Here is a 26,934-nt window from a genome sequence, read left to right as displayed (position 1 = left end):
CGACCGGCGATCGACTCGGCGGCACGGGCACCGGCCACGGACCGTACGAGCCGGGCGGCGGAGCATGCTACCGGTCGGTCACCGGGGCGCTGCCGTAGGGTGCCAGTCGAACGACCCGGTCACCGCCTGGTCCGACCGGCCGGGTGTGACACTTCGAACACCGGGGCCGACCCCTCTGGTCGAAGCTGCCTACCGGGCAGTAACGTCCTGCCGTCCCGCAGCGTCGCGAACGAGGAGCAGTCTTGCTCGACTTCAGCCTTCCGGCCCTCTACCAGGTACCGAGCGGCGGTAACCTCTCCGACCCTGTGCACCGGAACGCCGAGGAGCACCCGGATGTCGCGGTGCTCAGCCGGAAGGTGGACGGCCACTGGCAGGAGTTGACCGCGGTCCAGTTCCTCGCCGAGGTGCACGCCGCCGCGAAGGGCCTGATCGCCTCGGGCATCGAGCCGGGCGACCGGGTGGGCATCATGTCCCGCACCCGGTACGAGTGGACGTTGCTGGACTTCGCGATCTGGACGGCCGGCGCGATCACCGTGCCGGTGTACGAGACCTCCTCCGCCGAGCAGGTCGAGTGGATCCTCGGCGACTCGGGCGCGGTGGGCGTCCTCGCCGAGACCGACCAGCACCGCACGGTGGTCGAGGAGGTCCGCGACCGGCTGCCGGAGCTGAAGCACCTCTGGCAGATCGAGGGCGGCGCGATCGCCGCGCTGGCCGAGGCCGGCAAGGACGTCCCGGACGCGACGGTCCAGGAGCGCCGCTCGATCGCCGGCCCCGACTCGATCGCCACCATCGTCTACACCTCGGGCACCACCGGTCGCCCGAAGGGCTGTCAGCTGACGCACGGCAACTTCCTCGCCGAGTGCGGCAACATCGTCGAGCGGCTGACCCCGCTGTTCCGCACCGGCGAGGGCTCCGTCCTGCTGTTCCTGCCGCTGGCCCACGTGCTCGCCCGGATCGCCGAGATCGCCCCGGCGATGGCCCCGATCAAGCTGGGCCACGTCTCAGACATCAGGGACGTCACCGCCGAGCTGGCCGCGTTCAGGCCGACCATGATCCTGGGCGTGCCCAGGGTGTTCGAGAAGGTCTACAACACCGCCCGCGCCAAGGCCCAGGCCGACGGCAAGGGCAAGATCTTCGACAAGGCCGCCGAGACGGCGATCGCCTACAGCCGGGCGCTGGACGCCGGCGGCGCGGGCCTGGGCCTGCGGATCAAGCACGCGGTCTTCGACAAGCTGGTCTACAGCAAGCTGCGCGCCGCCCTCGGCGGCCGGGCCACCCACGCACTCTCCGGCGGCGCCCCGCTCGGCGAGCGGCTCGGCCACTTCTACCGGGGCATCGGCTTCACCGTCCTGGAGGGCTACGGCCTGACCGAGACCTGCGCGGCCACCACCTTCAACCCGTGGGACAAGCCGAAGATCGGTACGGTCGGCCAGCCGGTCCCCGGCGCCTCGGTGCGGATCGCCGAGGACGGCGAGGTCTTCTTCAAGGGCCCGCACGTCTTCACCGGCTACTGGAACAACCCGCAGGCCACCGCCGACACCCTCAAGGACGGCTGGATCGCCACCGGCGACCTCGGCTCGCTGGACTCCGAGGGCTACCTGACCATCACCGGCCGCAAGAAGGAGATCATCGTCACCGCGGGCGGCAAGAACGTCGCCCCGGCCGTGATCGAGGACCGGATCCGGGCCCACGCCCTGGTCGGCGAGGTCATGGTGGTCGGCGACCGCAAGCCGTTCATCGCCTGCCTGATCACCGTCGACCCGGACTTCTTCCCCAAGTGGAAGGAGCTCAACGGCAAGCCCGCCGCCGCCACCGTCGCCGAACTCGCCGACGACCCGGACCTGCTGGCCGCCCTGCAGTCCGCGGTGGACGACGGCAACGCGGCCGTCTCGCACGCCGAGGCGGTCAAGAAGTTCCGCCTGCTGGACACCGAGTTCACCGAGGAGAGCGGCCACCTGACGCCCTCGCTCAAGCTCAAGCGCAACGTGGTGCTGAAGGACTTCGCCGCCGAGGTCGAGGCCCTTTACAGGAAGTAAGCACAGCAGGAAGTAAGCACAGCAGGAAGTAAGCACAGCGAGAAGCAGGCTCAGCGAGAAGCAGCGGTAACGCGCGAAGGCACCGTCTCCCCCGAGAAGGAGGCGGTGCCTTCGCCGTGTCGGCCCGTCCTAGCCCGCCAGCAGCGAGGTCAGCCGCCCGGCCAGCAGGTCCCAGCGCCAGGAGCGCTCCACCCAGCGCCGCCCGGCCTCGCCCATCCGCCGCCGCAGTTCCTCGTCCCGCAGCAGCCGGACGATCCGCTCCGCGGCCGCCGCGGCCGAGCCGCCCGGCACCACGTACCCGGTCTCGCCCTCCAGCACCGCGTCCGGCGCGCCGCCGGAGTCCCCCGCGACCACCGGCAGGCCGGTCGCCGAGGCCTCCAGGTAGACGATCCCCAGGCCCTCCACGTCCAGCCCACCCCGCCTGGTCCGGCAGGGCATCGCGAAGACGTCCCCGGCCCCGTAGTGGGCGGGCAGCTCCTCCCACGGCACCGAACCGGTGAACCGCACCGAGGTCCGTACGCCCTTGGCTTCCGCCAGCTTCTCCAGGTCCGCCCGGTACGGGCCGCCGCCGACGATCAGCAGCACCGCGTCCGGCACGTCCGCCAGGATCTGCGGCATCGCCTCGATCAGGGTGTCCTGGCCCTTGCGCGGTACCAGCCGGGAGACGCAGACCACGACCGGCCGGTCCGCCAGCCCCAGCCGGCGGCGCACCTCCGCACCCCCGGACCCGGGGTTGAAGGTCGTCTCGTCCACCCCCGGCGGCAGCTGCACCATCCGGGCGGCGGCCTGCGGCCCGACCGCGGCGGCGATCCGCGAGCGGGTGTACTCGCCGAGGTAGGTGAGCACGTCGGTGCCCGCGCCGATCCGCCGCAGCAGCTGCCTGGAGACCGGCAGCTGGGCCCAGGCGGCCTCGTGCCCGTGGGTCATGCCCAGCAGCCGCCCGGCCCCGGCCCGGCGCAGCGTGGGCGCCATCAGGCCGAGCGGGGCGGCGGCGCCGAACCAGACCGAGTCGCACTTCTCGGCACGCAGGATCTCGGCGGCCCGCCGGGTGACCCGGGGTGTGGGAACCATCACCTTCGTGCGGTCACGGATCACCGGGAACGGCTGCTCGGCGTCGAAGCGCCGCACCTCGCTGCCGTCCCGCCAGGTCGAGGCGTACACCACGACGCTCCCGGCGGGCTGACGGACAGCCATGTTGTGCACGAAGGCCTGGATGCCGCCCGGGCGGGGTGGGAAGTCATTGGTGACGATCAAGGTTCTGTGCATCAGGCCACGGCTCGCTCGGTCGGGGGGTGCTCGGTGTACCTCTGGGTGATCCGTACGATAGGTCAACACCATGACCCGCCGGGAACGGAACCGCACACGGCAACCGTTGGACCCCCGGGTCAGTCCTAGTACCTAGGCCGCGACGCGGCGGCCCGGGCGTCCGTCAGTACGACGCCTCCGGTGAGGACGTCCGAGACGAACGAGGGAGCGCAGTGGAATTGGCCCCGGCCACCGAGCCCGGTTCTCCGCGCGGCCGCCTCGGCCGCCCGATCGGGGCGCTCGCCGCCCTCGGGGCGACCTGGGTGGCCACCCGTACCCTGCTGGTGCTGCTGATGACCGGCGTGCTGAAGGCGCCCGGCGGCGACGTCACCGCCGACGTGTGGATGATCTACCACGCCTGGTACGGGGTGCTGCAGACCGGCACCTTCCCCTTCGACGACGTGACCTGGCAGTACCCGCCGGGCGCCGCCCTGATCATCCTGCTGCCGGGCCTGCTGCCCTGGTCGTACCTGGTCTCCTTCTGGGTCATCTGCGGGATCGCCGACGCCGCCGCGGCCGCGCTGCTGATCCGCACCGGCCTGCGCAAGGGCCGGGCGCTGACCGGCGCCTGGATGTGGGTGGTCGGCGTGCCGCTGCTCGGCCCGATGATCTACAACCGCTTCGACATCCTGGTCACCGCGCTCGCCCTGGCCGGGCTGCTGGCGCTGGTCCGCCGCCCGGCCGTCGGCGGGCTGCTGCTGGGTCTGGGCGGCATCGTCAAGATCTGGCCGCTGATCGGCCTGATCGGCACCCCCTCCGGCCGCCGCACCCGCCGCTCCTGGACGCTGGCCGCCGCCACCGCCGTCTCGGTGGGCTTCCTGCTCGCCGCCGGGATGAACGGCGCCTTCGACTTCCTGACCTTCCAGGCGGACCGCGGCATCGAGGTCGAGTCCGTCGGCGCGCTGCCGCTGCACTTCGCCCGGATCGCCGGGGCCTGGGACGGCAGGGTCACCATGAACTACGGCTCCCCCGAGATGCTCGGGCCGTGGGTCAGCGTGATCAGCAAGGTGATGATGGCCGGCACCGTGCTGGGCTTCCTCTGGCTGCTGCTGTGGCGCTTCACCGCCCACCGCCGCAACGCGGCCACCATGTACGACGCCGCGCTGTGCGCGCTGCTGATCTTCGTGGTGACCAGCCGGGTGATCAGCCCGCAGTACCTGGTCTGGCTGATCGGCGTCGCCGCGGTCTGCCTGACCGTACGCGGCACCAGCCAGCGGCCGGTGGCCCTGCTGATCCTGATCGCCTGTCCGCTGACCCTGGTCGAGTTCCCCACCATGTTCACCCAGATCCTCGCCAGCGACCCCTGGGCGATCACGGTGCTGACCCTGCGCAACCTGCTGCTGCTGACCGCCGCCGTGCTCTCCGGCATCCGGCTCTGGCGCTCCACCCGCGCCTCGGCGGCCCTGCCGCCCACCGTGGTGCTGGAGGAGACCCCGGCGCTGCCACCCGCCTCCGCCTACCCGGTCCGCCCCGGCATCGCGTACGAGCAGGACCTGCTGGACGGCATCGACCACCCGGCCGGCCGTTGACCCCTGGGCCCGGCCGGGCGCCGAGGGCCCGGCCTTCGGACGCTAGCCCTTCAGCGCCGACACCTCGGTCAGCCAGAGCGCGGTGAACTCGGCCGACCCGACGCCCAGCTCACCACGCAGCAGCCGGTCGATCCGGTGGTCCCGGTCCTCGCTCTGCCCGTCGCCCGCGCCGACCGCCCGGTAGAAGGCGACCATCCGGTCGCGCCCCCAGCGGCGGGCGATCAGGTCGCAGGCGAGCCAGGACTGTTCGTAGGCCTGGGCGATGCCGCTGGCGCCTGCGGTGAAGTCCCGGTCGGCGGGCAGCGCGGTGGGCAGCTTCCCGGCCGTGACGTCCCGGGCCAACTCGGGGGCGATCTGCTGGGGGCGGCGGCCGGAGTCCCGGTAGGCCGTCCAGTCGGCGACGCCCTCGGAGAGCCACAGCGGGGTCCAGGCCCGGGTATCGGCCCTGGTCGCGACGTGGGTGGCCTCGTGGGTGACCACCACCTGCCGACCGAAGTCGCTGAGCCGCCCGAACGCCTCGGGGTTGACCACCACCCGGTCCGCCGGGGTGTGCCAGGGCGCGCCGGGGGCGGCCACGGTGACCGCCGCCATGCCCGTCCAGCCTGCCGGGTCGGCCTCCAGCAGCCGGGCGAACTGGGTCTCGTCGGCGGGCAGTTCGAGCAGCAGCCGACCGGGCCCGCCACCGCCCCAGACCGCGCTGACGGCCGGCAACGCCTTGTCCCCGACCGCCACCAGTCCGGCCGGGTCGGGCCCTTCGGCCAGGCCGAGCACCAGACAGTGCTCTCCGGGGGCGGTACGGGCGGGGCCGAGGTCCCACAGCGCCGGGGGCCCGCTCGCGGCCTCCTCCCGCTCGACCCGCCAGCCGCCCGCGTCCCGGACCAGCGCGATCCGGCGCGGGTACACCATCGGGTACTCGTCGTACCCGACGATCCGCACCGCCAACTCGGCGGAGGCGGTCAGCCGGTCCGGCCCGTCGGCCGCCGACGACCCCTGGTCGGGCGACAGCACCAGATTGCGGTAGAGCGCCTCGGCCCCCGTGAGCCCGGACCACGCGGGCAGTGAGCGCGCCCGCGCCGCCAGCAGCTCCGTCACCTCGGCGCGCTGGTCCGCCGCCCGCCCGGCGGGTGCCGCCGGGGCGGCCGGGGGCAGCGACAGCTGGGCCAGCCCGCCGACCGCCAGCAGCAGCGCACCGCGCCGGGACAGCACGCAGCGGGCCGGGCCCATCGGGTGGGGCCCGGCCGGGCCGGAGGGCGTCGCGCTCAGAGCCGGACCACCCCCGACACCGGCATCGCGCTGACGCTCTCGTACCGCACCTTGGCGCCCGGGTAGGGGGCGTGCACCATCACCCCGCCGCCGGCGTACATCCCGACGTGGTGCATGTCCCGGTAGAAGATCACCAGGTCTCCCGGCCGCGCTTCGGAGAGGCTGACCCGCTGCCCGGCGTACGCCTGGGCCTGCGAGGTGCGCGGCAGGGTCACTCCGGCCTGCCGCCAGCTGTAGTACATCAGACCGGAGCAGTCGAAGGCGCGGGGCCCGGCTGATCCGTAGACGTACGGCGAGCCGATCATCCGGACCGCAGCGGCCAGCGCGGCCGCCCCGCGCTCGGAGGCGGGCGGGGCGGTGCCGAGGTCCAGCCGGTCGGTGCCGCGGGTGGCGCGCTGCTCGGCGTCCTTGGCGTCCTGGGCGACCATCCGGGCCCGCTCGGCCGCGCCCAGGCTGTCGAGCAGCTTCTGCGCCGTGGCCAGCCGCTGCCGGATCTGCTGCTTGTTCTCGGCCAGCGAGCGCCGGGCCTGGTCCAGCTCGGCGAGCTTGCCCGCGGTCTCGGTGCGGCGCTGGTCGAGCCGACGCTGACGGCCGACCAGCTCGTGCAGGGTCTCCTGCTGCCGCTCGGCGGCCTGGCCGAAGGTGCGGGCGCGGGCGAGGTAGGACTCGGGGTCGCTGGAGAGCACCAGCTGGGCGGCCTGGGTCATCCCGCCGCCGCGGTACTCGGCCCCCGCCACGGTCGCGAGGTCCCCGCGCAACTGGTTGAGCTGGTCCTGGGCGGCGGCCACCTCGCCCTGCAGGGTGGCGGTCTCGCCCTGGAGCCGCTTCTGCGCCTCCTGCGCGGCGTTGTACTTCTCGGACGCCTGCTCGGCCTCGTCGTACAGCTGCTCGACCCGCGCCTTGACGTCCTTGCGGTCGGGGGTGTCCGGCCCACCCGGAGTGGCTTGGGCGCTTCCACAGGTCGCCACACCCAGGGCCGTGGTGGCGGCTGCGGTCAGTACCAGCGCACGGGCGAGCAGTCGGGAACGGCGGTGCACGGGCATGGCGGCAGCGGCTCCAATCCTGCGGCGCGGCCCGCGGCCGCGCCCCAGCGGGCGGCCGTCGAGCGGGAGTCCGGTGGCAGACGTTAGCGAGTCCGGGCAAGCGAGTCCAAACACCTCCCTACCCGAATATTTGACCCTAAATCAGACATCTGCCCGAGCCGCCGGAAAAGCCGCAGGCCCGGCCCTCCGTGACGGAGGACCGGGCCTGGAACGGCCTGGGCGGGGATCAGACCCGCACGATGGAGGCCAGCGGCATGTTGGAGACCGCCTCGTAGCGGACCGAGGCACCCGGCTTGGGCGCGTGCAGCACCTGGCCGTTGCCCGCGTAGATGCCGACGTGGTGGGCGTCGCTGAAGAAGATCAGCAGGTCGCCGGGCTGGGCCTGGGAGATGTCCGAGCCGATCCGGGTGCCGGCGCCGGCCTGCTCCTGCGAGGTGCGCGGCAGCGACACGCCGACCTGGTTGAACGCCCAGACCATCAGGCCGGAGCAGTCGAAGGAGCCGGGGCCGGTGGCGCCCCAGACGTACGGGCTGCCGACCTTGCCGGCGGCGGCGGCCAGCGCGGCGGCACCGTGCGAGCTGCCGGGCGCGGCCGGCTTGACGACCGGCGAGGACGAGGAGCCCGCGGAGGAGCCCGAGCCGATGTCGGTGCGGCCGCTGTCGCGCGAGGCACGGTCGGAGGCGGCCTGCTGCTGGGCGGCCTTCGCGGCGGCGTCGGCCTTGGCCTTGGCGTCGGCGGCGGCCTTCTCCTCGGCCTGGCGGATCGCCTGGCGCTCCTGCTCGGTCAGGGTGTTGAGCAGGTCCTGGGCGGCCTTCAGCTTGTTCTGGACCTCCTCCTTGGAGGCCTTCAGCTGCTGGGTGGTGGACTCCAGTTCGGCGAGCTTGCCCTGGGCCTCGGTGCGGTCCTGGTCGAGCTTGCGCTGCTGCTCCTGGAGCTGCTTCAGCTGGTTCTTCTGGGTGTCACCGGCCTGGTTCAGCGCACCGGCCTGGTTGAGGAAGTTGTCCGGCTTGGACGAGAGCATCAGCTGGACGGTCGGGGATATGCCGCCGTTGCGGTACTGCTCCCCGGCGATCTCGGCGAGCCCGCCCTGCAGGTCGGTCACCTGGGACTGCTGCCGGGCCACCTGGTCCTGCAGGCCGGAGACCTGCTTCTCCAGCGCCTGCTGCTTCTCCTGGGCGGCGTTGTACTTCTCGGTCGCCTGCTCGGCCTGCTCGTTGAGCTGGTCGACCTGCTCCTTGACCTGCTCCTTGGTCGGCTGCGGGTCGGCGTGCGCGCCGGACTGCGCGGAGAGGGCGACGGCTGCCGCGGCGACACCGGTCAGGATCGAGACACGGGCGCGGCTGGCGGGCTTGGGACGACGATGGGACGCCACGAAGGCGGACTCCTTCTTCCTACGTCCGCCTACCGGGTGAGCTGACGGGTTCGGGCCGGAAGCATGCCCTACGACGCCTCACGGCCGTTCCACCGGCCGACCTGGCGCCGATTCACCCCGGAGGAACGTGGTTCCCCGGCTCCGCTCCGCAGCGCCCCCGACCACTGGGCTCCCCTGTCGGACAGTCGCTTCGACCTGCCCCGCTGTTTCGCGAACTCGACGGAAACCACCGCCGCCACCCGGGCTGGGCGATCGACAGTGCGGTGGTTCGGAGCACGACCCTAGTAACTGAACCGTGATCCGTTCAAATCCTTGTCAGAAAAAAGTCGGAAGATTACCCATGTTCTTTTGTGAAAATGACTGATGGTGATCGTCGCTGCACACAAAGCTGATCGGTTCTCACCAGTCGGACGTTGAACCCGCAAACCCGAAGCGCCACCCCCGGTCGGAGGGTGGCGCGGATCACAGGGCCGGAGCCGGCCCCTCGGGCGTGTCGGGTCGTCAGACCCGGCGGATCGTGTTGATCGGCATCGCGTCGGCCTTCATCACCTTCACCACGTCCCCGGTGTGCGGCGCGTGGACCACCATGCCGTTGCCGATGTACATCCCGACGTGGTGCCGGTCGCTGCCGTAGATGACCAGGTCGCCGGGCTGAGCCTGGTCCAGCGAGGGCACCGCGGTGCCGACGTTGCCCTGCTCCTGCGAGGTGCGCGGCAGCGAGACGCCGGCCTGGGAGTACGACCAGACCATCAGACCCGAGCAGTCGAAGGTGTTCGGCCCGGTGGAGCCCCAGACGTACGGCGAGCCCTGCTTGCTCATCGCCTTGGCGACGGCCACGGCCGCGTAGCCGCTGGCCGGCGGCAGGCTGCTGAGGTCGACCCGGGCGCTGCCGCGCGAGGCGCGGTCGTCCTGCTGCTGCTGGGCCTTCAGCGCGGCGCGGTCCGCGGCGCTGAGCGAGTTCAGCAGGTCCTGGGCGGTCTTCAGCTTCGTGTTGACGTCCGCCTTGGCCTGGTTCAGGTCCTTGGTGGTGGAGTCCAGCGAGGCCAGCACGGCGGCGGCCTCGGCCTTCTCCTGGTCCAGCCGGCGCTGCTGGTCGAGCAGGCCCTTGAGCGCCTCGGTCTGGCTGGCGCTGGCCTGCTGGACGCTGGAGGCCTTCTCCAGGTAGCCGGACGGGTCGGAGGAGAGCATCAGCTGGACGGACGGGTCGACGCCGCCGGTGCGGTACTGCTCGCCCGCCACCTGGGCCAGGCCGGTCTGCAGCTGGCTCATCTGGTCCTGGCTGCGGGCCACCTGGTCCTGCAGCTGGTCGGCCTGCTTGCGGAGCTGGTCGGCGCGCTCCTTGGCGCCGTTGTACTTCTCCGCCGCCTGCTCCTGCTCCTGCTGGAGCTGGTCGATCTGCGCCTTGACGTCAGCCTTGTTCGGCTGCGGCGCGGCGTGCGCGGCCACCTGGGCGGAAAGGGCGACCGCGGTCGCAGCGGCAGCGGTGAGCACGGAGACCCGCGCGCGGCTCGGCTGCTTGGGACGGCGGTGGGAGGCCAAGGGACCGGCTCCTTCTTCCAACGGACTCACCTGTTCGGATGAGATTCCGGAAAATAGGTTTGACGCCAGACCCTAGTGAAGATCTATCCGTTTTACCACTCCCCCGAAGGCGTGAAGTCCGGTTCCCACGCTGACTTCACGGGATCCGCACACCCTTGCAAAACGGGCGATAAACAGGTGTCACCCCGCCCGGACCGAGGTCAAAGCCGAGGTCAGGGCCGAGCCAGCCGGTTCAGCAGCAGCACCGAGGCCACCGGGCGCGCACCCGCCTTGCGCACGCCCTCCGCCACCTCCCGGTCGGTGGACACCACCACCACCGGACGGCCCTGCGGCTCGGCACGCACCAGACGACGGATCAGCTCGTCCGCGGTCTCACCGGTCCGGCTGAACCGTACCCGAACCCCGCGCGGCGGCGCCATGATCACCGGAACGTCCAGGTCCTGCCCGTCGAACACACAGGTGACCTCCGCCTGGGTGCGCTGGGCCAGCATCGCCAACCCGCCCAGCAGCCGGATCCGCTGCTGCTCCAGCGGCAGCGTCGGATAGCCGGTCTTGGTCACGTTGTAGCCGTCCACCACCAGGTGGACCTGCGGGATCGCCAGCAGCTGGTCCAGCAGCGCCGGGTCGTCCTCCGCCAAGCCGCGCCGGGCCACGTCGTGCGGTGAGGCCGCCCCCGGCACCACCGCCTCGACCAGGTCCGCCGGGCGGATCTGGGAGACCGGCAGTGCCAGCTCCCGCTGCAGCCCCTGCGCCGACTGCAGCACGGTGTCCAGCAGCAGCCGCAGCCGCATGTCCTCGACGCTGCGCCCCTCGCGGGCCGAACGGCGGCCCTGCTCGGCGACGTTCTCCAGCTCGGACACCCGGTGCCGCAGCCGGCGTGCCTCGCTCTCGGCCGCGCCGCGCTCACTCGCCGCCTGCGCCTTCGCGGCCTCCAGTTCCCCGGCCACCCGCCGGGTCTCGGCCTGCGCCCGCCGGGTGTCGCTCTCCAGCGAGCGCACCTTCTTGCGCAGCGACTCGGCCTCCCGCCGGACGCCCTCGAACTCCGCGCGCTGCCGGTCCAGGTCGGCCCGCGCGGCCGCCCGCACCTCGGCCAGCTCGGCCTGCAGCTTCTCCACCAGCCGGCCGGCCTCCGCGGCCGCGTCCTCGGCGCCGGCCCGCTCGGCCTCCTCGCCGGCCTCGGTGACCAGTCGGCTCCAGCCGGCCGAGCGCACCAGATAGGCGGCGGCTGCGACGTCCATCGGATCGGCGGCGCCGGGAACGGTGCCCGACTCCAGTGCCTTCACCAGATCCGGCTGGCCCAGCCGCAGCCGCTCCGCTATGCGCACCCGGAAGGCCGGCTCGGACTCCAGCGCCGCCGCCAGCGCCGTGGCCGCGTACTTGGCCCGGCGCGCGGGGGTGAACTTGACGTACTGACGCAGGCTCTGCGGCAACTCCGCCGACGGCAGTCCGCCCAGCGCGTCCGAGGCCAGCCCGACCACGCGCCGGCGCACTCCCTCGGGCAGCGGCCGGCCGAGCTTCTCGACCGCACCCTCCGAAACGGCGTCCGGGGCTCCGGACCCACCGGACTCGGCGGTCTCAGGGTCAGCGCCCTCCGGGAGGGGGGCCTCGGACGGCGCCGCCCCGGCGCCCGGCTCCGGTGTCGGCGCAGCGGGCTGAAGCCCCTGCGCTTCGGCGGGCTCCTTCGCTGCGTCCACCACGTCCTCGGCTCCGATCCTGGTCCAGCGGGTGCGGCCGCGGCCGCCCCTGTCGTCACGCTCCGTGCGTCTTGTCTGTATTGTCCCGTGCGGCGGACGGGCGCGTCGCGCACCGCCCACCGCACCGGCGGGGATCAGCCCTGCTCGGCGTGGGCCTCCGCGCCCTCGGCGCCCGGACGGGCCACCAGCTCGACCTGGTCCACCGCGTTGCACCAGCGGCAGCGCACCGACTCGATCGTCTCGCTGAGCACCTCGGTCTCCTCGACCTTGGACTCGCCGGCCAGGTCGAAGTGCAGGAACTCGGTCACCCGCGCGGTGCGGGTCACGTCGAAGCGGGTGAGGTTGCCGCACAGCGTGCAGCGCCAGCGCGTCTCGGCGGTCAGAGCGGGGACGGTCATCGGGGATCCTCTCGGCTGGTCCCTGGGTGGGCTAGGCGCTCCCCCCGGAGCCCCGGCGTCGGCGGCGGGAGGCGGGAATGCCCGCCCCAAGCCTATTGCCTGGGGCAACCACCACGACCACCGGTTACCAGAACCCGAGGGCTAGTCCACCTGCCGTAAACCGCCGTGTCACCTGCGGCGTCCGGAGGGATGCTTGGCCGCATGGCACTCGCGGCCCCCGACCACACCGACGCGCGGGACGGCCGCCCGACGGTGCCCGCCCCGGCGGTCACCTACGCCCTGATCGCGGTCAACACCCTGGTCTTCCTGCTCGGCCCGGCAGCCGGGCTCAACCCGCTGTACAGCAGGGGTCAGGCCCGGCTCTGTGCCGAACAGCGGTACGAGCAGCGCTGGGGCGCCGTACCGGCCGAACTGCTGGCCGGACACCCGCTGACCGCCGAACAGCTGGCCGAGGCCCCCGACCCGGTCCCCGGCTGCCCGGCCGCCCCCACCCCCGGCAAGCACCCGGCGGTGTCCGCCCTCACCGGGCTCTTCCTGCACGCCGGCTGGCTGCACCTGCTGGGCAACCTGCTCTTCCTCTATGTCTTCGGCCCCACCGTCGAGCGTCGACTCGGCCGGGCCCGGTTCCTCCTCTTCTATCTGGCGGGCGGCAGCCTGGCCTCGTACGGCTTCGCGCTCGCCGAGGCGCACTCGGCGGACTCCACCCGGGTCCTGATCGGCGCCTCGGGCGCGATCTCCGCCGTGCTCGGCGCCTACCTGCGCTTCCACCCCCGCGCCCGGGTGACCACCCTGGTCCCGCTGCTCCTCTTCCTCCCGCTGCGCTTCCCGGCCTGGCTGGTGCTCGGCCTCTGGTTCGCCCTGCAGTGGTGGTCGGTGCACTCGGCCGGGCCCGGGGTGGCCTACCTGGTCCACGTGATCGGCTTCTCGGCCGGCTTCCTCTACGCCTGCACCGTCGTCGGCCGCCCCCCGGGACGCCCCGGCTGAGGCCCGATACCCTGGCCGCACCCCACAAAGGAGCCCGAACAGTGATCACCGCCATCGTCCTGATCAAGACCAGTGTCGACCGCATCCCGGAGATCGCCGAGGCCATCGCGGCCATCGAGGGCGTCAGCGAGGTGTACTCGGTGACCGGCGGCTACGACCTGGTGGCGATGGTCCGGGTCCGCCGCCACGACGACCTGGCCGAGGTCATCCCGGGTCGGCTCAACAAGGTCCCGGGCGTGGCCCACACCGAGACCCAGATCGCCTTCCGCACCTACTCCCAGCACGACTTGGAAGCGGCATTCGCCCTCGGCCTGGACGAGTAGGACTCAGCCCTCGCGACGGCCCCTGTCGATCTGCACAGTGGCGACGCAACGGCCACCCTCGTTGCGGTAGTTCCAGGCCGCGCCGTCCGTGACCAGCTCCCGGACGGCGGTCAGAAAGCGCTCGATGTGCTCGTCCGGCGTCCCGGCGCCGAAGCTCACCCGGATCGCGTTCAGGCTGCGCTCGCCCGGCAGCGAGGGCTCGGGCGCCCCGCACTCGGAGACCGGACCGGGCGCCACCCCGGACTCCTCCCCGAGCAGGGTGCGCACCAGCGGGTGGGCGCAGAACAGTCCGTCGCGAACCCCGATGCCGTACTCGGCGGACAGCGCGGCCGAGAAGTGCGAGCTGTTCCAGCCCTGGACGACGAAGGACAGCACGCCCACCCGGGCGGCGCTCTGAATGTCACCGGTCGCGCCGAACAGGCTGAGCACCCTGACCTGCGGGATCTCCGCCAGCCCCGCCGTCAGCCGCTCGACCAGCTGCCGCTCCCGGGCCTCCAGCGCGTCGAAGCCGGCCTCGGTCAGCGCCCGACAGGCCGAGGCGATCGCGTAGGCGCCGATGACGTTCGGCGAGCCGGCCTCGTGCCGGGCCGGGCCGGTGTGCCACTGGACGGCCACCGAGCCGTCCACCTCCCGCGCCACCGTCCGGGTCGCCCCGCCGCCGGCCAGGTACGGGTCGGCCGCGTCCAGCCAGTCCGTCCGCCCGGCCAGCACCCCGGCGCCGAACGGCGCGTACAGCTTGTGACCTGAGAAGGCGATCCAGTCGACGTCCAGCTCGCGCACCGAGACCCGGTGGTGCGGGGCCAGCTGGGCGGCGTCCAGCACCACCCGGGCGCCGTGCCGGTGCGCGGTCGCGGTCAGTTCGGCGACCGGCCACAGCTCACCGGTCACATTGGAGGCCCCGGTGACGCACAGCAGCTTCGGCCCTGCGGGCGCCCCGGCGAGTGCGGCGTCCAGCACGGCCACCGCCTCGGCCCGCGAGCGCGGCGCCCGCAGGTAGTCGACCTCCAGCCCGGCGTGCGCCCAGGGCAGCAGCGCGGCGTGGTGCTCGGTCTCGAAGGCGAACACCCGGGTGCCGGCCGGAACGGCGGAGGCCAGCAGGTTGAGCGAGTCGGTGGTGGCGCGGGTGAAGACCACCTGGTCGCCCTCGCGCAGGTCGAGGAACTCGGCGACGGTGCGGCGGCTCTGCTCGAACAGGTCGGTGGACAGCTGGGAGAGGTACCCGGCACCCCGGTGCACGCTGCCGTAGTAGGGCGCGTAGGCGGCGACGTCGTCCCACACCCGCTGGAGCGCCGGCGAGCTGGCCGCGTAGTCGAGCGCCGCGTAGCCGACCTTCTCCCCGCTGGCCAGCGGGACCTGGACGTCGTGGCCGAGGACGGCGAGCGGGGCGCATGGGAGGGACCGCGCGGAGCGCGCCGAAAGAAGGGTGGTGGCGGGCGACGGGTGGGAGACGGACATGAGGATGCACTCCTTCGGGGGTAGGGACCCCGGGAGTGCCAGTCGTCGGGCGTCCGCGCTTGTCGCACGGACGGCTTGCCGAGCGACCCGGTCCTCACCCAGGGCACCCCGCCACGGACGGAGGGTTGCCGGACAGCAAGCTGGGGCTTGACGCTGTCACTCATGACCTGGCCAGGACTCTAGGTCGGGTCCGTCGAGCGGTCAAACAGGAATCCACCATCCGGACAGTGCTCTCGCCCGCTCTCCTCCGGGGCGCGCGAAGGGCCCGCGCCGACGAACCGGCACGGGCCCTCAACTGCCGCCTCAGCTACGGCTGGTGACGTCCGCCCAGCGCCGCAGCAGATCCTGCGCCGCGCCCGAGTCGATCGCCTCCGCCGCCCGCGCCATGCCCGTCGCGAGCTGCTCGGTCAGCGGCGCGTCGCCCAGGTCGAGCGCCACCAGCGCCGCCGCGGTGTTCAGCAGCACGGCGTCCCGCACCGGCCCGCGTTCCCCGGCCAGCAGCCGGCGCGCGACCTCGGCGTTGTACGCGGCGTCCGCCCCGCGCAGCGCCTCGATGCCGACCAGCTCGATGCCGACGTCCCGCGGGTCGAAGGTGGTCTCGGTGACCACCCCGTCGCGCACCAGCCACACCCGCGAGGTGGTGGTGATGGTCAGCTCGTCCAGCCCGTCGTCGCCGCGGAACACCAGTGCGGTCGCCCCCCGCCGGGCGAGCACCCCGGCGATCAGGCCGGCGAGCCGGGTGTCGAAGCAGCCGATCGCGTGCGAGGTGACCTTGGCCGGGTTGGTCAGCGGGCCGAGGATGTTGAAGGCGGTGGGCACCCCGAGGTCGCGCCGCGCGGTGGCGGCGTGCCGCATCGAGGGGTGGAACTTCGCCGCGAAGCAGAAGGTGAGCCCGACCTCCTCGGCCACTTCGGCCACCCGGCGGGCCGACAGGTCGAGCGCCACCCCGAGCTTCTCCAGCACGTCCGAGGAGCCGCTGGTGGAGGAGGCCGACCGGTTGCCGTGCTTGACCACCTTGGCCCCGGTGGCCGCCGCGACGATCGCCGACATGGTGGAGATGTTGACGGTCTTCGCCCGGTCGCCGCCGGTGCCGACGATGTCCACCGCCGGGCCGGGGATGTCCAGCGGCTCGGCGTGCTCGTACATCGCGTCGACCAGCCCGGAGATCTCCTCGACCGACTCGCCCTTGGCCCGTAGCGCCACCATGAACCCGGCCACCTGGACGGGGGACGCCTCGCCGCTCATGATCCGGTCCATCGCCCACGCGGTGGACGAGCGGTCGAGGTCCTCCCCCTTCAACAGCGCCGCCAGGAGGTCCGGCCAGGTGCGGACCACCTGCGCGGGGTCGGTACCACCGTTCGCAGGGTTCACGTTCACCATGGCTGACTCCAGCTATTGTCGGCTCCCCTACACCGGGGACGTCCGTACGGATGGAGCCAGCCTATCCAGCGGTGGGGTTCCTACGGCGGTGTCTTCTCTAGTGGTGAGACAACACCGCTCAACGCGTGGCCGGGGTCCGCTTGGCCAGTCGGGCCCGCAGCAGGGTGGCCACCGCCCCGGCCAGCGCGACCGGGTCCACCGGGCGGGAGATCGCGGCGTCGGCCCGGCTCCAGGCGGCGAGCCAGGAGTCCTGCGGCCGGCCGATCAACACCAGCACCGGCGGGCAGCCGTAGATCTCGTCCTTGAGCTGGCGCCCGAGGCCGAGCCCGCCGGCCGGCACCGCCTCGCCGTCCAGGACACAGAGGTCGATGCCGCCCTTCTCCAGCGCCTTGAGCACCGCGGGGGTGGTCGCGCACTCCAGGTAGGACAGCTCCGGAAGATCCTCGGCGGGCCGACGGCCGAGCGCCGTCAGCAGCTGCTCGCGGGTGTTGCGGTCGTCGCTGTAGACGAGGACGGTGAGCGTCTCGTCGGTCGTGTACGCCATGGGTCCTGCTCCCTCAAGTGTGATCCGGACCACGTTCACCTGATCCGGATGCTACTCCCGTTTCCCCCGCTCCCGAGCCCCCATCGCGCACGTTCACCCTCAAGTCGCCGCGCCCACGGCTCACCCGCCCGGAGGACGGCCCGTCACCCTGACCCGCCCAGACCACCCGGACGGCCGACCGGGCACCCTGCCCCCTACAACCGGACGCTGCGCCGACCGTGCAACGACGCGCCGGGCAACGGGGTCGCGGGCCGCTCCGAGGAACCGTCAGAAAAGGGACACGCCGCTGCCCAATCGCCGTCCGGACACCCCGTCGGCCGCCAAGCGGGCATACCGCACGCACCGGACACTCCGAGGGACACCCCCCGGCGTGAAGACGGAATAAGGGACCGACATAATGTCCGTCGTGGCGACAGCAACAGCAGTAGAAACCGGGCACGCGCACGGGTCGGTCAACCGACCGAACATGGTCAGCGTCGGAACGATCGTCTGGCTCAGTTCCGAGTTGATGTTCTTCGCGGCCCTCTTCGCGATGTACTTCACGCTCCGCTCCGTCAAGGGAGCCGAGTTCTGGACCGAGAAGGCGCACGCCCTGAACGTGGGCTTCTCCTCGGTCAACACGACCATCCTGGTGCTCTCCTCGCTGACCTGCCAGCTCGGCGTGTTCGCCGCCGAGCGCGGGGACGTGAAGAAGCTCCGCATGTGGTTCATCATCACGTTCATGATGGGCGCGATCTTCATCGGCGGCCAGGTCTACGAGTACACCGAGCTGGTCAAGAAGGACGGCCTCTCGCTGTCCTCCGACCCGTACGGCACGGTGTTCTACCTGACCACCGGCTTCCACGGGCTGCACGTGACGGGTGGTCTGATCGCCTTCCTGCTGGTCCTGGGACGGACGTACGCAGCCAAGCGCTTCACGCACGAGCAGGCCACCGCCGCGATCGTCGTGTCGTACTACTGGCACTTCGTCGACGTCGTGTGGATCGGCCTGTTCGCGACCATCTACCTGATCAAGTAACCAGCTGATCAGGTCGCTGGCCACCGGCTGCGGTCCCCGCCCTCATCGGCGACGGGCCGCTTCTGCCGGTGCCGACGCTCCCACCGACCGACCGCGCGCGCAGCCTTGGAACAGGCAGCCTCGTGCCGGCCAGACCGGCCGCCGGGTGCACCCACCAGTCGACCAGATCCTGACACCGGGGTTATTCCGTGAAAAAGCTCTCCGCACGACGGCGCCACCCATTGGCGGCGCTGGTCGTCCTACTTCTCGCCCTGGCGGCAACCGGGGGGCTGTACGCCGCGTTCGCGCCCGCCGACAAGGCGCAGGCCGACGTCGCCGCGCAGTCGCTCGCGATCGATGAGGGCAAGAAGCTCTTCGCCGTGGGCTGCTCCTCCTGCCACGGCCTGAACGGCCAGGGCAGCAGCGAAGGCCCGAGCCTGGTCGGCGTGGGCTCCGCCGCTGTCGACTTCCAGGTCGGCACCGGCCGCATGCCGGCCCAGCAGCCCGGCGCGCAGGTCCCGCGCAAGAAGGACATCTACTCGCAGGCCGAGATCGACCAGCTCGCCGCCTTCGTCGCCTCCCTCGGCCCCGGCCCGGTCACGCCGGAATCGAAGCAGTACACCTCGACCGACCCCGAGGACATCTCCAAGGGTGGCGAGCTGTTCCGCACCAACTGCGCCCAGTGCCACAACTTCGCCGGCCAGGGCGGTGCCCTGACCAAGGGCAAGTACGCCCCGTCGCTGGAGGGCGTGGACGCCAAGCACATCTACGAGGCCATGCAGACCGGCCCGCAGAACATGCCGTCGTTCCCGGACACCACCATGCCCGAGGAGCAGAAGAAGCAGATCGTGGCCTTCGTCCGCCACACCACTAGCGAAGAGCCCAACCCCGGTGGTCTCACGCTGGGCAGCCTCGGTCCGGTGACCGAGGGTCTGTTCGGCTGGATCTTCGGGCTCGGCACGCTCATCGCGGTCGCGATCTGGGTCGCCGCCCACACCACCAAGGCCAAGAAGTCATGAGCCACGACATGTCAGAAGAGAAGCTCCCGGAGTCGCACGGCTCCGCCGGCGAGGTCGCCGAGCACGGCAACCCCTTCGCCGACCCGGGCCTGCCGGCCCACGAGCCCCGTCGCACCGACATCGACGAGCGGGCCGCCCAGCGCGCCGAGCGCCAGGTCTCGCTGATGTTCGTGGTCTCGATGCTCGCCACCGTCGGCTTCATCGCCTCGTACGTGGCCATCGACCCGGACAAGATCGTCTACATCTTCCCGCTCGGGAAGGTCAGCGCGCTGAACTTCGCGCTCGGTCTGACCCTGGGCGTCGCCCTGTTCATGATCGGCGCGGGCGCGGTCCACTGGGCCCGCACCCTGATGTCGGACGTCGAGATGCCGTCCGAGCGTCACCCGATCGAGGCCTCCGACGAGGTTCGCGCGGACGTCATCGAGCAGTTCAAGACCGGTGCCGCCGAGTCCGGCTTCGGTCGCCGCAAGATGATCCGCAACACCCTCATCGGCTCGATGGCGCTGGTCCCGCTCTCCGGTGTGGTCCTGCTCCGCGACCTCGGCCCGCTGCCCGAGAAGAAGCTGCAGGAGACGGGCTGGAAGGAGGCGACCCCGGCCAAGCCGCTGGCACTGATCAACATGAACACCAACCAGCCGATGAGGCCCGAGGACATCGCCGTCGGTTCGCTGACCTTCGCCATGCCGGAGGGTCTGACCACCCACAGCGAGGACTTCCAGCAGCAGATCGCCAAGGACGCCCTGATGCTGGTGCGCATCGCGCCGGAGGACATCAAGGACGACAAGTCCAAGGAGCTGGGCTTCGAGGGCATCCTCGCCTACTCCAAGATCTGCACCCACGTCGGCTGCCCGATCAGCCTCTACGAGCAGCAGACCCACCACGCGCTCTGCCCCTGCCACCAGTCGACCTTCGACCTGGCGGACGGCGCGCGCGTCATCTTCGGCCCGGCCGGCCACCCGCTGCCGCAGCTGAAGATCACCACTGACGAGAAGGGCAATCTGGTCGCCACCGGCGACTTCGAGAAGCCTGTCGGCCCGAGCTTCTGGGAGCGTGCTCGATGAGTAGCGCGAGCAGCACCACGACCGGTGCCGCCAAGCCCTCCAGCACGCGCGCCAATCCCGCCAACAAGTGGGAAGCCGCGGCTGACTGGACGGACGGTCGGCTGGGGATCTACTCCCTCGCCAAGGCCAACCTGCGCAAGATCTTCCCGGACCACTGGTCCTTCATGCTGGGCGAGATCTGCCTCTACACGTTCGTCATCATCATCCTGACCGGTGTCTACCTGACGCTGTTCTTCAAGCCGTCGATGGCCGAGGTCGTCTACAACGGCTCGTACGTGCCGCTCAAGGGCATCGGGATGTCGGAGGCGTACGCCTCCACGGTGGACATCAGCTTCGAGATCCGCGGCGGTCTGCTGATCCGGCAGATCCACCACTGGGCCGCCCTGGTCTTCGTGGCCGCGATGCTCGTCCACATGATGCGCGTGTTCTTCACCGGCGCGTTCCGCAAGCCGCGCGAGATCAACTGGGTCTTCGGCTTCCTGCTGCTGGTCCTGGGCATGTTCGACGGCTTCTTCGGCTACTCGCTGCCGGACGACCTGCTGTCGGGCACCGGTATCCGCTTCATGGAAGGCGCGATCCTCGCCGTCCCGCTGATCGGCACCTACGTCCAGATGTTCCTGTTCGGGGGCGAGTTCCCCGGCCACGACATCGTGCCGCGCTTCTTCACCATCCACGTGCTGCTGATCCCGGGCATCATGCTCGGCCTGCTGGTGGCGCACCTGATCCTGGTCTTCTACCACAAGCACACCCAGTGGGCGGGCCCGGGCAAGACCGAGAAGAACGTCGTCGGCATGCCGCTGATGCCGGTCTACATGGCCAAGGCCGGTGGCTTCTTCTTCCTGGTCTTCGGCCTCATCGCCGCCATCTCGGCGATCGCCACGATCAACCCGATCTGGGCCTACGGTCCGTACCGTCCGGACCAGGTGTCGACCGACGCCCAGCCCGACTGGTACATGGGCTTCTCCGAGGGTCTGATCCGTGTCATGCCGGGCTGGGAGATCAGCCTGTGGGGCCACACCCTGAACCTGGGTGTCTTCGTCCCGCTGATGATCTTCCCGCTGGTCCTGGTCTCGATCGCGGTCTACCCGTTCATCGAGGGCTGGATCACCGGCGACAAGCGCGAGCACCACATCCTGGACCGCCCGCGCAACGCCCCGGTCCGCACCGCCCTGGGTGCCGCCTGGATCAGCCTGTACCTGGTGCTGCTGGTCGGTGGTGGCAACGACCTGTTCGCCACTCACCTGCACCTGTCGATCAACTCGATCACCTACTTCGTCCGCGTCGGCTTCTTCGCGGTGCCGGTCATCACCTTCATCGTCACCAAGCGCTGGTGCCTCGGCCTGCAGCGCCGTGACAAGGAGAAGGTGCTGCACGGCCGCGAGACGGGTGTCATCAAGCGCCTGCCGCACGGTGAGTTCGTCGAGATCCACGCCCAGCTGCCGCAGAAGGACCTGCACACGCTCACGGCGCACGAGCAGATCCAGCCGGTCGAGCTGCCGGCCCAGACGGACGAGAACGGCGTGGCCCGCAAGGCCGGCGTCCTCACCCGCACCCGGGCCAAGCTCTCCCGCGGCTTCTACGGCGAGGGCAGCCAGATCCCCAAGCCGACCGCCGAGGAGCACCACGAGATCACCAGCGGCCACGGCCACCACTGATCCCGTACGCACCCCCGCGTCACCCCGAGGGCCGCTGACCAGAGTTCATCTGGTCGGCGGCCCTCGGGCTTTCCCGTACCCGCACCGCTTCCAGGAGCCCCCGTGCAGCTGTCCGTCGACCCCGCCGCCGCCACTCCCCCGTACGAGCAGATCCGCGCCCAGATCGCCGAGCAGGCCCGCACCGGCGAGCTGCCGACCGGGCTGCGGCTGCCGACCGTACGGGCGCTGGCCGAGGAGCTGGGACTGGCCGCCGGGACGGTGGCCCGGGCGTACCGGGAACTGGAGGCGGACGGCGTGGTGGAGACCCACGGCCGCCGCGGCACCCTGATCGCCGCCACCGGGGACACCGCCCACCGGCTCGCCGCCGTGGCCGCCGGCGAGTACGCCGAGCGGGCGAGCCGCCTGGGCCTGTCCCGCCAGGACGCCCTGGCGGCCGTGGTCACCGCGCTGGGGCTGGCCTACCCCGAGGCCTGAGCCGCCCCCGAGGCCGCGAGCGGAGGAGTGACAGTCTCAGACCTCCGGCCGCACCATCCCCGAGGCATGGGCCTGGGAGTCCGGTGCGATGGTGCTGAGGGGCTGCCCGAGGGCGCTGTGCTTGACCCAGTCCGTCCAGGAGACGTTCCAGTCCCCGAAGCCGTTGCCGAAGGGCTCCATCCTGGCGCCGCGGCTGTTGACCACCGTCACCAGGTCCCCCACCCGGGTGTTGTCGTAGAACCAGTGGGCGTTGTCGGTACTCATGCCGGTGCACCCGTGGCTGACGTTCTCGTACCCCTGAAAGCTGACCGACCAGGGCGCCGCGTGGACGTACTCGCCGCTCCAGGTCACCCGGGTGGCAAACTCGACGTTCAGGTCGTAGGAATCCGAGCCGCCGGCCGCGATGCCGATCGTCTCGCCGTTCATCCGGACCGAGCGCTCCTGGCCGAGCACCACCTTGATGCCGTTGCGGGTGTCGAAGCCGGGCTTGCCGGTGGTGACCGGCATAGTCCGGACCACCACGCCGTCGCGCTTGAGGGTGAGCTCGTGGGCGGCGGCGTCGACCACCGACTCGACCCGCGCGCCGATCCGCAGCCGCAGCGAGCTGCGGTCGCCGCCGTAGAGGCCGTCCGCTATCCGGCTGCCGGTGTCGTCGAAGGCCAGGGTGACGGCCGTCCCGGCCGGCCAGTACTCCTCCGGGCGGAAGTGCAGGTTCTTGTCGTCCACCCAGTACCAGGCGCCCGTGACGGCGGGCTGGGAGGTCACCGTCAGGGCCCGTTCGACCTCCTGGCGGGCCTGCGGGTCCTTCACCGCCTCGGACAGCTGGACGGTGAGCGGCTGGCCCACGCCGTAGACGCCGCTGCCGGAGGAGTCCGGGCCGAGCTTTGCGGTGAGCACGCGCTGGGCGGTCAGGGTCCTGAAGTCGGCGGTGGTGTCGCCGCGGCCGTTCCTGCCGTTGTCGGCGGAGATCCGGACGGTGTACGCGGTGTCGGCCTTCAGCCGGCCGGTGGTCTGCCAGCTGCGCTGGTCGTCGGCGAGCTTGCCGGCCACCATCCGGCCGTCCGGGCCGACCATGGTGACATCGGTCAGCCGACTGCCCTCCACGGCCGTCACGGTGACCGGCTGGGACGGGTCGACCTTGCCCTTGGCCGAGAGGTGGACGAGCCGCGCCGCGTCGATCCGGTGAGGTCTGGACTCGTCCTCGCCGGACGAGCAGGCGGCCAGCGGGGCCAGTACTGCCAGGGTCAGTGAGATGCCGCCGATACCCACGATTCCACGCCTGCCGGCCATGACCGCCTCCGAGGTTTCGCACAATTCGCACGATTGATCAGATCGTAGGAACGACCCGGATCGAACGACATCCGAGCGCCCCTCCGTTCACCCGGGTGAGTGAGGCGGTCACTCCCGCGACGCAGCAGGGCCGGTCCCCCCGTGCGGGGGGACCGGCCCTGTCGGCAGAATCGGAACCTTACTGGTTCTGGTTCTCACCGCGGTAGAACTCGAAGACCCATCCGAAGATGCCGATCAGGATGATCGGGGCGGCCCAGAACATCAGCCACCAGCCGAAGATCACACCCAGGAAGGCGAGCGCGCCACCGAGCGCCAGCGAGAGCGGCTGCCAGCTGTGCGGGGCGAAGAAGCCCAGCTCGCCGGCGTCGTCCGCGACCTCGGCCTCGGGGTTGTCACCCGCGCCGCTGTCCACCCGGCGGGCGGTGAAGGCGAGATAGTACCCGATGAAGGCGCAGAGGGCGAAGGCCAGGAACAGCGCCGTGGTACCGGCGGCCTCCAGACCCGGGCCCGAGTTGTTCGTCCACAGGCCGTAGGTGATGGCCATGGCCAGCACGAAGACCGACAGGCCGAGGAAGATCTTTCCCTGTTCCTTCATCAGGCGTCGCCCTCCTTCTTGCCCTTGCCCAGCTGCGGGGCGTCGTACTTCGCCGGGGTCACACCGGCGAGGTGCTTGGCCGACTCACCGTGGTTCTCCAGGTAGTCCAGCGCGGCGATCTCCGGGTGGTGGAGGTCGAAGGCCGGGGATTCGGAGCGGATCCGGGGCAGGGTGAGGAAGTTGTGCCGCGGCGGCGGGCAGGAGGTCGCCCACTCCAGCGAGCGGCCGAAGCCCCACGGGTCGTCCGCGGTGACCTTCTCGCCGTACTTGGCGGTCTTCCAGACGTTGTAGAGGAACGGCAGGATCGACAGGCCGAGCACGAAGGAGCCGATGGTCGAGACGGTGTTCAGGGTGGTGAAGCCGTCCGAGGCCAGGTAGTCGGCGTAGCGGCGGGGCATGCCCTCCGCGCCGAGCCAGTGCTGTACCAGGAAGGTGGTGTGGAAGCCGAAGAACAGCGTCCAGAAGGTGATCTTGCCGAGGCGCTCGTCCAGCATCTTGCCGGTCATCTTCGGCCACCAGAAGTGGAAGCCGGCGAACATCGCGAAGACGACGGTGCCGAAGACCACGTAGTGGAAGTGGGCGACGACGAAGTACGAGTCCGAGACGTGGAAGTCGATCGGCGGCGAGGCCAGCAGGACACCGGTCAGACCGCCGAAGAGGAAGGTGACCAGGAAGCCGACCGTCCACAGCATCGGCGTCTCGAAGCTCAGCGAGCCCTTCCACATGGTGCCGACCCAGTTGAAGAACTTCACACCGGTCGGGACCGCGATCAGGAAGGTCATGAACGAGAAGAACGGCAGCAGTACCTGTCCGGTGACGTACATGTGGTGCGCCCACACCGTCACGGACAGACCGGCGATCGCGATGGTGGCCGCGATCAGACCGGAGTAACCGAACATCGGCTTGCGGCTGAAGACCGGGATGATCTCCGACACGATGCCGAAGAACGGCAGCGCGATGATGTACACCTCGGGGTGGCCGAAGAACCAGAACAGGTGCTGCCACAGCATCGCCCCGCCGTTGGCCGGGTCGAAGACGTGGGCGCCGAACTTGCGGTCGGCCTCCAGGGCGAACAGCGCGGCGGCCAGCACCGGGAAGGCCAGCAGGACCAGCACCGAGGTCAGCAGGACGTTCCAGACGAAGATCGACATCCGGAACATCGTCATGCCCGGAGCGCGCATGCAGATGATCGTGGTGATGAAGTTGACCGCACCGAGGATCGTGCCGAAGCCGGAGAAGGCCAGACCCATGATCCACATGTCACCGCCGACGCCGGGCGAGTGCACCGCGTCCGACAGCGGGGAGTAGGCGAACCAACCGAAGTCGGCGGCGCCGTTCGGGGTCACGAAGCCCGCCACCGCGATGGTCGAACCGAAGAGGTACAGCCAGTACGCGAACATGTTCAGACGCGGGAAGGCCACGTCCGGGGCGCCGATCTGCAGCGGCATGATCCAGTTCGAGAAACCCGCGAACAGCGGCGTCGCGAACATCAGCAGCATGATCGTGCCGTGCATCGTGAACGCCTGGTTGAACTGCTCGTTCGACAGGATCTGGGTCCCGGGACGAGCCAGCTCGGCGCGCATGACCAGGGCGAGGATGCCACCGATCAGGAAGAAGGCGAACGACGTGCCCAGGTACAGGGTGCCGATCGTCTTGTGGTCAGTGGTGGTCAACCACTTGATGATGGTCGAACCCGGCTTCCGGGTCCGCTGCGCCCCGACCGTGACGGCCTCGGCGCCCCCGCCGGCCGCGGCGGGCTCGTTGAGGATGGTCACTTCTCTTCACTTCCCATGGTGATGAGGCCGGAAGGCACAGCACCGTTCTGGCCCTTGGCGCGAAGCTCGGCCAGGTGCTTGTCGTAGTCGGCGCGGTCGACGACCTTGACGTTGAACAGCATGCGCGAGTGGTCGACGCCGCAGAGCTCGGCACACTTGCCCATGTACTCGCCCTTGACGGTCGGGGTGACCTCGAACTTGTTCACCACGCCCGGCACGACGTCCATCTTCATCATGAAGTTGACGGGCCAGAAGTCGTGGATGACGTCACGAGAGGTGAGCCGGAACTGCACCGTCTCGTTGACCGGAAGCCAGAGCGTCGGAGCGTCCTTGGGCGTACCGACCTCGTACGCGGCGTCCTTGTTGGCCGGGTCGGGGGTCTCGGTGTTCTCGTAGTTGAACGCCCAGCTCCACTGGAAGCCCACCACGTTGACGTAGTGCTGCGGCTTCGCGGAGACCGACGTCAGCTTCGCCTCGTCGCGGGCGACGAAGTAGAAGAGGACCGAGACGATGATGATGGGGACCGCGGTGTAGAGCGCCTCGATGGGCACGTTGTACCGGGTCTGCGGAGGGATCTCCACACCGGTGCGCTTGCGCCGGTGGAAGATCACGCTCCAGATGATCAGACCCCACATCAGTACGCCGACCACCAGCGCCGCGATCCAGGAGCCCTGCCACATCTGGAGGACCATGGGCCCTTCCTTCGTGACCGGGCTCGGGAGGCCAAGCCTGGGGAGGTCGTTGGCCGAGCAGCCGGTGGCGGTCGCGATGACGAGGCCCAGTGCCAGCGCCTGAGGCAGCTTCCGCCGCATCGTGCGCCGCGGCGAGCGGTCGGAGCCGTTGGGACTCACGTAGCGCCTTCCCGAAGTCTCGCCCGCCTTCGCGTCGCACCGAAGGCGGATTGTGAGCCTCCCCGGCGACCCGTCCACGGGCACGGTTTGAATGCTTATGCGGGCCAAACCCTACTCCAGCCTTATGCGCTCCTGACGGGCAGCCCCCGGTAACGCGCCGCCCGGTCGCCCGATCAGGCCCGGCAGCGGCTGCATCGCAGGTCATCGTAGGCATTCGAGGTCCTTACCCCCGATCGGGGGATGACCTCGAACAACGTGAGTGACGGCCCGTCGGTCGCGGACGAAGCGGACATTCGGGGTGATCGACTGACGGCCGGTGAGCAGTGCGAACGGCGCAGGGACACTCCCAGGT

General features: G+C 70.9%; 23 protein-coding genes and 2 riboswitches. Of the genes, 9 read left to right on the top strand and 14 right to left on the bottom strand.

What is annotated here, in order from left to right; all coding sequences use genetic code 11:
• Positions 1 to 242: 242 nt before the first annotated feature.
• The gene (locus ABZW30_RS24655) at positions 243 to 2,036 is read left to right on the top strand and encodes a long-chain fatty acid--CoA ligase (protein WP_355673349.1); all 1,794 of its coding nucleotides are present in this window, start codon (positions 243 to 245) and stop codon (positions 2,034 to 2,036) included.
• A 129-nt stretch (positions 2,037 to 2,165) separates the two neighbouring features.
• Here ABZW30_RS24655 and ABZW30_RS24650 read toward each other — a convergent pair whose 3' ends face one another.
• Positions 2,166 to 3,302 carry a glycosyltransferase family 4 protein gene (locus ABZW30_RS24650; protein WP_355673348.1) on the bottom strand — a complete coding sequence of 379 codons (1,137 nt, stop codon included), beginning with the start codon at positions 3,300 to 3,302 and terminating at the stop codon, positions 2,166 to 2,168.
• A 212-nt stretch (positions 3,303 to 3,514) separates the two neighbouring features.
• Here ABZW30_RS24650 and ABZW30_RS24645 point away from each other — a divergent pair, with 212 nt between their 5' ends.
• Positions 3,515 to 4,870, top strand: coding sequence for a glycosyltransferase 87 family protein (locus ABZW30_RS24645; protein ID WP_355673347.1), 1,356 nt, complete (start codon positions 3,515 to 3,517; stop codon positions 4,868 to 4,870).
• Positions 4,871 to 4,912: 42 nt separating this feature from the next.
• Here ABZW30_RS24645 and ABZW30_RS24640 read toward each other — a convergent pair whose 3' ends face one another.
• From ABZW30_RS24640 to ABZW30_RS24615, 6 genes are all read right to left on the bottom strand, one after another.
• Positions 4,913 to 6,094 (bottom strand): hypothetical protein, encoded by a 1,182-nt coding sequence (locus ABZW30_RS24640; protein ID WP_355673346.1) that lies wholly within the window; start codon positions 6,092 to 6,094, stop codon positions 4,913 to 4,915.
• Positions 6,095 to 6,129: 35 nt separating this feature from the next.
• Positions 6,130 to 7,176 (bottom strand): NlpC/P60 family protein, encoded by a 1,047-nt coding sequence (locus ABZW30_RS24635; protein ID WP_355673345.1) that lies wholly within the window; start codon positions 7,174 to 7,176, stop codon positions 6,130 to 6,132.
• 226 nt (positions 7,177 to 7,402) lie between these two features.
• Positions 7,403 to 8,548, bottom strand: coding sequence for an NlpC/P60 family protein (locus ABZW30_RS24630; RefSeq protein ID WP_355673344.1), 1,146 nt, complete (start codon positions 8,546 to 8,548; stop codon positions 7,403 to 7,405).
• Between the two features lie 10 nt (positions 8,549 to 8,558).
• Positions 8,559 to 8,712: riboswitch (cyclic di-AMP (ydaO/yuaA leader) on the bottom strand.
• Between the two features lie 337 nt (positions 8,713 to 9,049).
• Positions 9,050 to 10,087 carry an NlpC/P60 family protein gene (locus tag ABZW30_RS24625; RefSeq protein ID WP_355673343.1) on the bottom strand — a complete coding sequence of 346 codons (1,038 nt, stop codon included), beginning with the start codon at positions 10,085 to 10,087 and terminating at the stop codon, positions 9,050 to 9,052.
• Positions 10,088 to 10,299: 212 nt separating this feature from the next.
• Positions 10,300 to 11,784, bottom strand: coding sequence for an NYN domain-containing protein (locus tag ABZW30_RS24620; protein ID WP_355673342.1), 1,485 nt, complete (start codon positions 11,782 to 11,784; stop codon positions 10,300 to 10,302).
• 131 nt (positions 11,785 to 11,915) lie between these two features.
• Entirely contained in the window at positions 11,916 to 12,179 is a 264-nt protein-coding gene (locus ABZW30_RS24615) for a hypothetical protein (protein WP_355673341.1), read from the bottom strand.
• A gap of 201 nt (positions 12,180 to 12,380) precedes the next feature.
• Here ABZW30_RS24615 and ABZW30_RS24610 point away from each other — a divergent pair, with 201 nt between their 5' ends.
• Both ABZW30_RS24610 and ABZW30_RS24605 read left to right on the top strand, forming a co-directional pair.
• Positions 12,381 to 13,163, top strand: coding sequence for a rhomboid family intramembrane serine protease (locus ABZW30_RS24610; protein WP_355673340.1), 783 nt, complete (start codon positions 12,381 to 12,383; stop codon positions 13,161 to 13,163).
• 41 nt (positions 13,164 to 13,204) lie between these two features.
• Positions 13,205 to 13,486, top strand: coding sequence for an Lrp/AsnC ligand binding domain-containing protein (locus ABZW30_RS24605; RefSeq protein WP_030240061.1), 282 nt, complete (start codon positions 13,205 to 13,207; stop codon positions 13,484 to 13,486).
• A gap of 3 nt (positions 13,487 to 13,489) precedes the next feature.
• Here ABZW30_RS24605 and ABZW30_RS24600 read toward each other — a convergent pair whose 3' ends face one another.
• From ABZW30_RS24600 to ABZW30_RS24590, 3 genes are all read right to left on the bottom strand, one after another.
• Positions 13,490 to 14,941 (bottom strand): aminotransferase class V-fold PLP-dependent enzyme, encoded by a 1,452-nt coding sequence (locus ABZW30_RS24600; RefSeq protein WP_355673339.1) that lies wholly within the window; start codon positions 14,939 to 14,941, stop codon positions 13,490 to 13,492.
• A gap of 50 nt (positions 14,942 to 14,991) precedes the next feature.
• Positions 14,992 to 15,109: riboswitch (SAM riboswitch) on the bottom strand.
• A gap of 135 nt (positions 15,110 to 15,244) precedes the next feature.
• On the bottom strand, positions 15,245 to 16,321 hold the full coding sequence (gene trpD / locus ABZW30_RS24595; protein WP_355673338.1) for an anthranilate phosphoribosyltransferase: 1,077 nt from the start codon (positions 16,319 to 16,321) through the stop codon (positions 15,245 to 15,247).
• Positions 16,322 to 16,439: 118 nt separating this feature from the next.
• Positions 16,440 to 16,865 (bottom strand): hypothetical protein, encoded by a 426-nt coding sequence (locus ABZW30_RS24590; RefSeq protein ID WP_355673337.1) that lies wholly within the window; start codon positions 16,863 to 16,865, stop codon positions 16,440 to 16,442.
• Positions 16,866 to 17,262: 397 nt separating this feature from the next.
• Between ABZW30_RS24590 and ABZW30_RS24585 the strand changes: the two genes are divergently transcribed.
• From ABZW30_RS24585 to ABZW30_RS24565, 5 genes are all read left to right on the top strand, one after another.
• Positions 17,263 to 17,883 (top strand): heme-copper oxidase subunit III, encoded by a 621-nt coding sequence (locus ABZW30_RS24585; RefSeq protein WP_355673336.1) that lies wholly within the window; start codon positions 17,263 to 17,265, stop codon positions 17,881 to 17,883.
• Between the two features lie 188 nt (positions 17,884 to 18,071).
• Positions 18,072 to 18,881: a c-type cytochrome gene (locus ABZW30_RS24580; RefSeq protein WP_355673335.1), complete on the top strand. Its 810-nt coding sequence runs from the start codon at positions 18,072 to 18,074 to the stop codon at positions 18,879 to 18,881.
• An 8-nt stretch (positions 18,882 to 18,889) separates the two neighbouring features.
• Positions 18,890 to 19,942 (top strand): Rieske 2Fe-2S domain-containing protein, encoded by a 1,053-nt coding sequence (locus tag ABZW30_RS24575; RefSeq protein ID WP_355673334.1) that lies wholly within the window; start codon positions 18,890 to 18,892, stop codon positions 19,940 to 19,942.
• Positions 19,939 to 21,597: a ubiquinol-cytochrome c reductase cytochrome b subunit gene (locus tag ABZW30_RS24570; protein ID WP_355673333.1), complete on the top strand. Its 1,659-nt coding sequence runs from the start codon at positions 19,939 to 19,941 to the stop codon at positions 21,595 to 21,597. The genes ABZW30_RS24575 and ABZW30_RS24570 overlap by 4 nt, the downstream gene beginning before the upstream one ends.
• A gap of 102 nt (positions 21,598 to 21,699) precedes the next feature.
• Positions 21,700 to 22,071 carry a GntR family transcriptional regulator gene (locus ABZW30_RS24565; RefSeq protein WP_355673332.1) on the top strand — a complete coding sequence of 124 codons (372 nt, stop codon included), beginning with the start codon at positions 21,700 to 21,702 and terminating at the stop codon, positions 22,069 to 22,071.
• Positions 22,072 to 22,107: 36 nt separating this feature from the next.
• On the opposite strand, the gene ABZW30_RS24560 is transcribed toward ABZW30_RS24565, so the two are convergent.
• The 4 genes from ABZW30_RS24560 to coxB all read right to left on the bottom strand — a co-directional run bounded on the left by ABZW30_RS24560 (position 22,108) and on the right by coxB (position 26,582).
• The gene (locus ABZW30_RS24560; RefSeq protein WP_355673331.1) at positions 22,108 to 23,361 is read right to left on the bottom strand and encodes an Ig-like domain-containing protein; all 1,254 of its coding nucleotides are present in this window, start codon (positions 23,359 to 23,361) and stop codon (positions 22,108 to 22,110) included.
• A gap of 178 nt (positions 23,362 to 23,539) precedes the next feature.
• Positions 23,540 to 23,956, bottom strand: coding sequence for a cytochrome c oxidase subunit 4 (locus ABZW30_RS24555; protein WP_355673330.1), 417 nt, complete (start codon positions 23,954 to 23,956; stop codon positions 23,540 to 23,542).
• Positions 23,956 to 25,731, bottom strand: a complete 1,776-nt coding sequence (ctaD, locus tag ABZW30_RS24550) for a cytochrome c oxidase subunit I (RefSeq protein ID WP_355673329.1) — start codon at positions 25,729 to 25,731, stop codon at positions 23,956 to 23,958. Before ctaD ends, ABZW30_RS24555 begins: the two co-directional genes overlap by 1 nt.
• Complete coding sequence (gene coxB, locus ABZW30_RS24545) at positions 25,728 to 26,582, bottom strand: cytochrome c oxidase subunit II (protein ID WP_355673328.1); 855 nt, start codon at positions 26,580 to 26,582, stop codon at positions 25,728 to 25,730. Before coxB ends, ctaD begins: the two co-directional genes overlap by 4 nt.
• Between the last annotated feature and the right edge of the window lie 352 nt (positions 26,583 to 26,934).

It is taken from the genome of Kitasatospora sp. NPDC004669 (assembly GCF_040609455.1).
Lineage (GTDB): Bacteria > Actinomycetota > Actinomycetes > Streptomycetales > Streptomycetaceae > Kitasatospora.
This window is presented reverse-complemented; position numbering and strand designations above follow the sequence as displayed.

Excerpts from the sequence above, each read along its gene's own strand:
- ABZW30_RS24615 (WP_355673341.1), bottom strand. The coding sequence starts at position 12,179 with ATGACCGTCCCCGCTCTGACCGCCGAGACGCGCTGGCGCTGCACGCTG.
- ABZW30_RS24650 (WP_355673348.1), bottom strand. The coding sequence starts at position 3,302 with ATGCACAGAACCTTGATCGTCACCAATGACTTCCCACCCCGCCCGGGC.
- ABZW30_RS24555 (WP_355673330.1), bottom strand. The coding sequence starts at position 23,956 with ATGAAGGAACAGGGAAAGATCTTCCTCGGCCTGTCGGTCTTCGTGCTG.
- ABZW30_RS24635 (WP_355673345.1), bottom strand. The coding sequence starts at position 7,176 with ATGCCCGTGCACCGCCGTTCCCGACTGCTCGCCCGTGCGCTGGTACTG.
- ABZW30_RS24585 (WP_355673336.1), top strand. The coding sequence starts at position 17,263 with ATGTCCGTCGTGGCGACAGCAACAGCAGTAGAAACCGGGCACGCGCAC.
- ABZW30_RS24570 (WP_355673333.1), top strand. The coding sequence starts at position 19,939 with ATGAGTAGCGCGAGCAGCACCACGACCGGTGCCGCCAAGCCCTCCAGC.
- ABZW30_RS24575 (WP_355673334.1), top strand. The coding sequence starts at position 18,890 with ATGTCAGAAGAGAAGCTCCCGGAGTCGCACGGCTCCGCCGGCGAGGTC.
- ABZW30_RS24600 (WP_355673339.1), bottom strand. The coding sequence starts at position 14,941 with ATGTCCGTCTCCCACCCGTCGCCCGCCACCACCCTTCTTTCGGCGCGC.
- ABZW30_RS24560 (WP_355673331.1), bottom strand. The coding sequence starts at position 23,361 with ATGGCCGGCAGGCGTGGAATCGTGGGTATCGGCGGCATCTCACTGACC.
- ABZW30_RS24590 (WP_355673337.1), bottom strand. The coding sequence starts at position 16,865 with ATGGCGTACACGACCGACGAGACGCTCACCGTCCTCGTCTACAGCGAC.
- trpD (WP_355673338.1), bottom strand. The coding sequence starts at position 16,321 with ATGGTGAACGTGAACCCTGCGAACGGTGGTACCGACCCCGCGCAGGTG.
- ABZW30_RS24610 (WP_355673340.1), top strand. The coding sequence starts at position 12,381 with ATGGCACTCGCGGCCCCCGACCACACCGACGCGCGGGACGGCCGCCCG.
- ABZW30_RS24640 (WP_355673346.1), bottom strand. The coding sequence starts at position 6,094 with ATGGGCCCGGCCCGCTGCGTGCTGTCCCGGCGCGGTGCGCTGCTGCTG.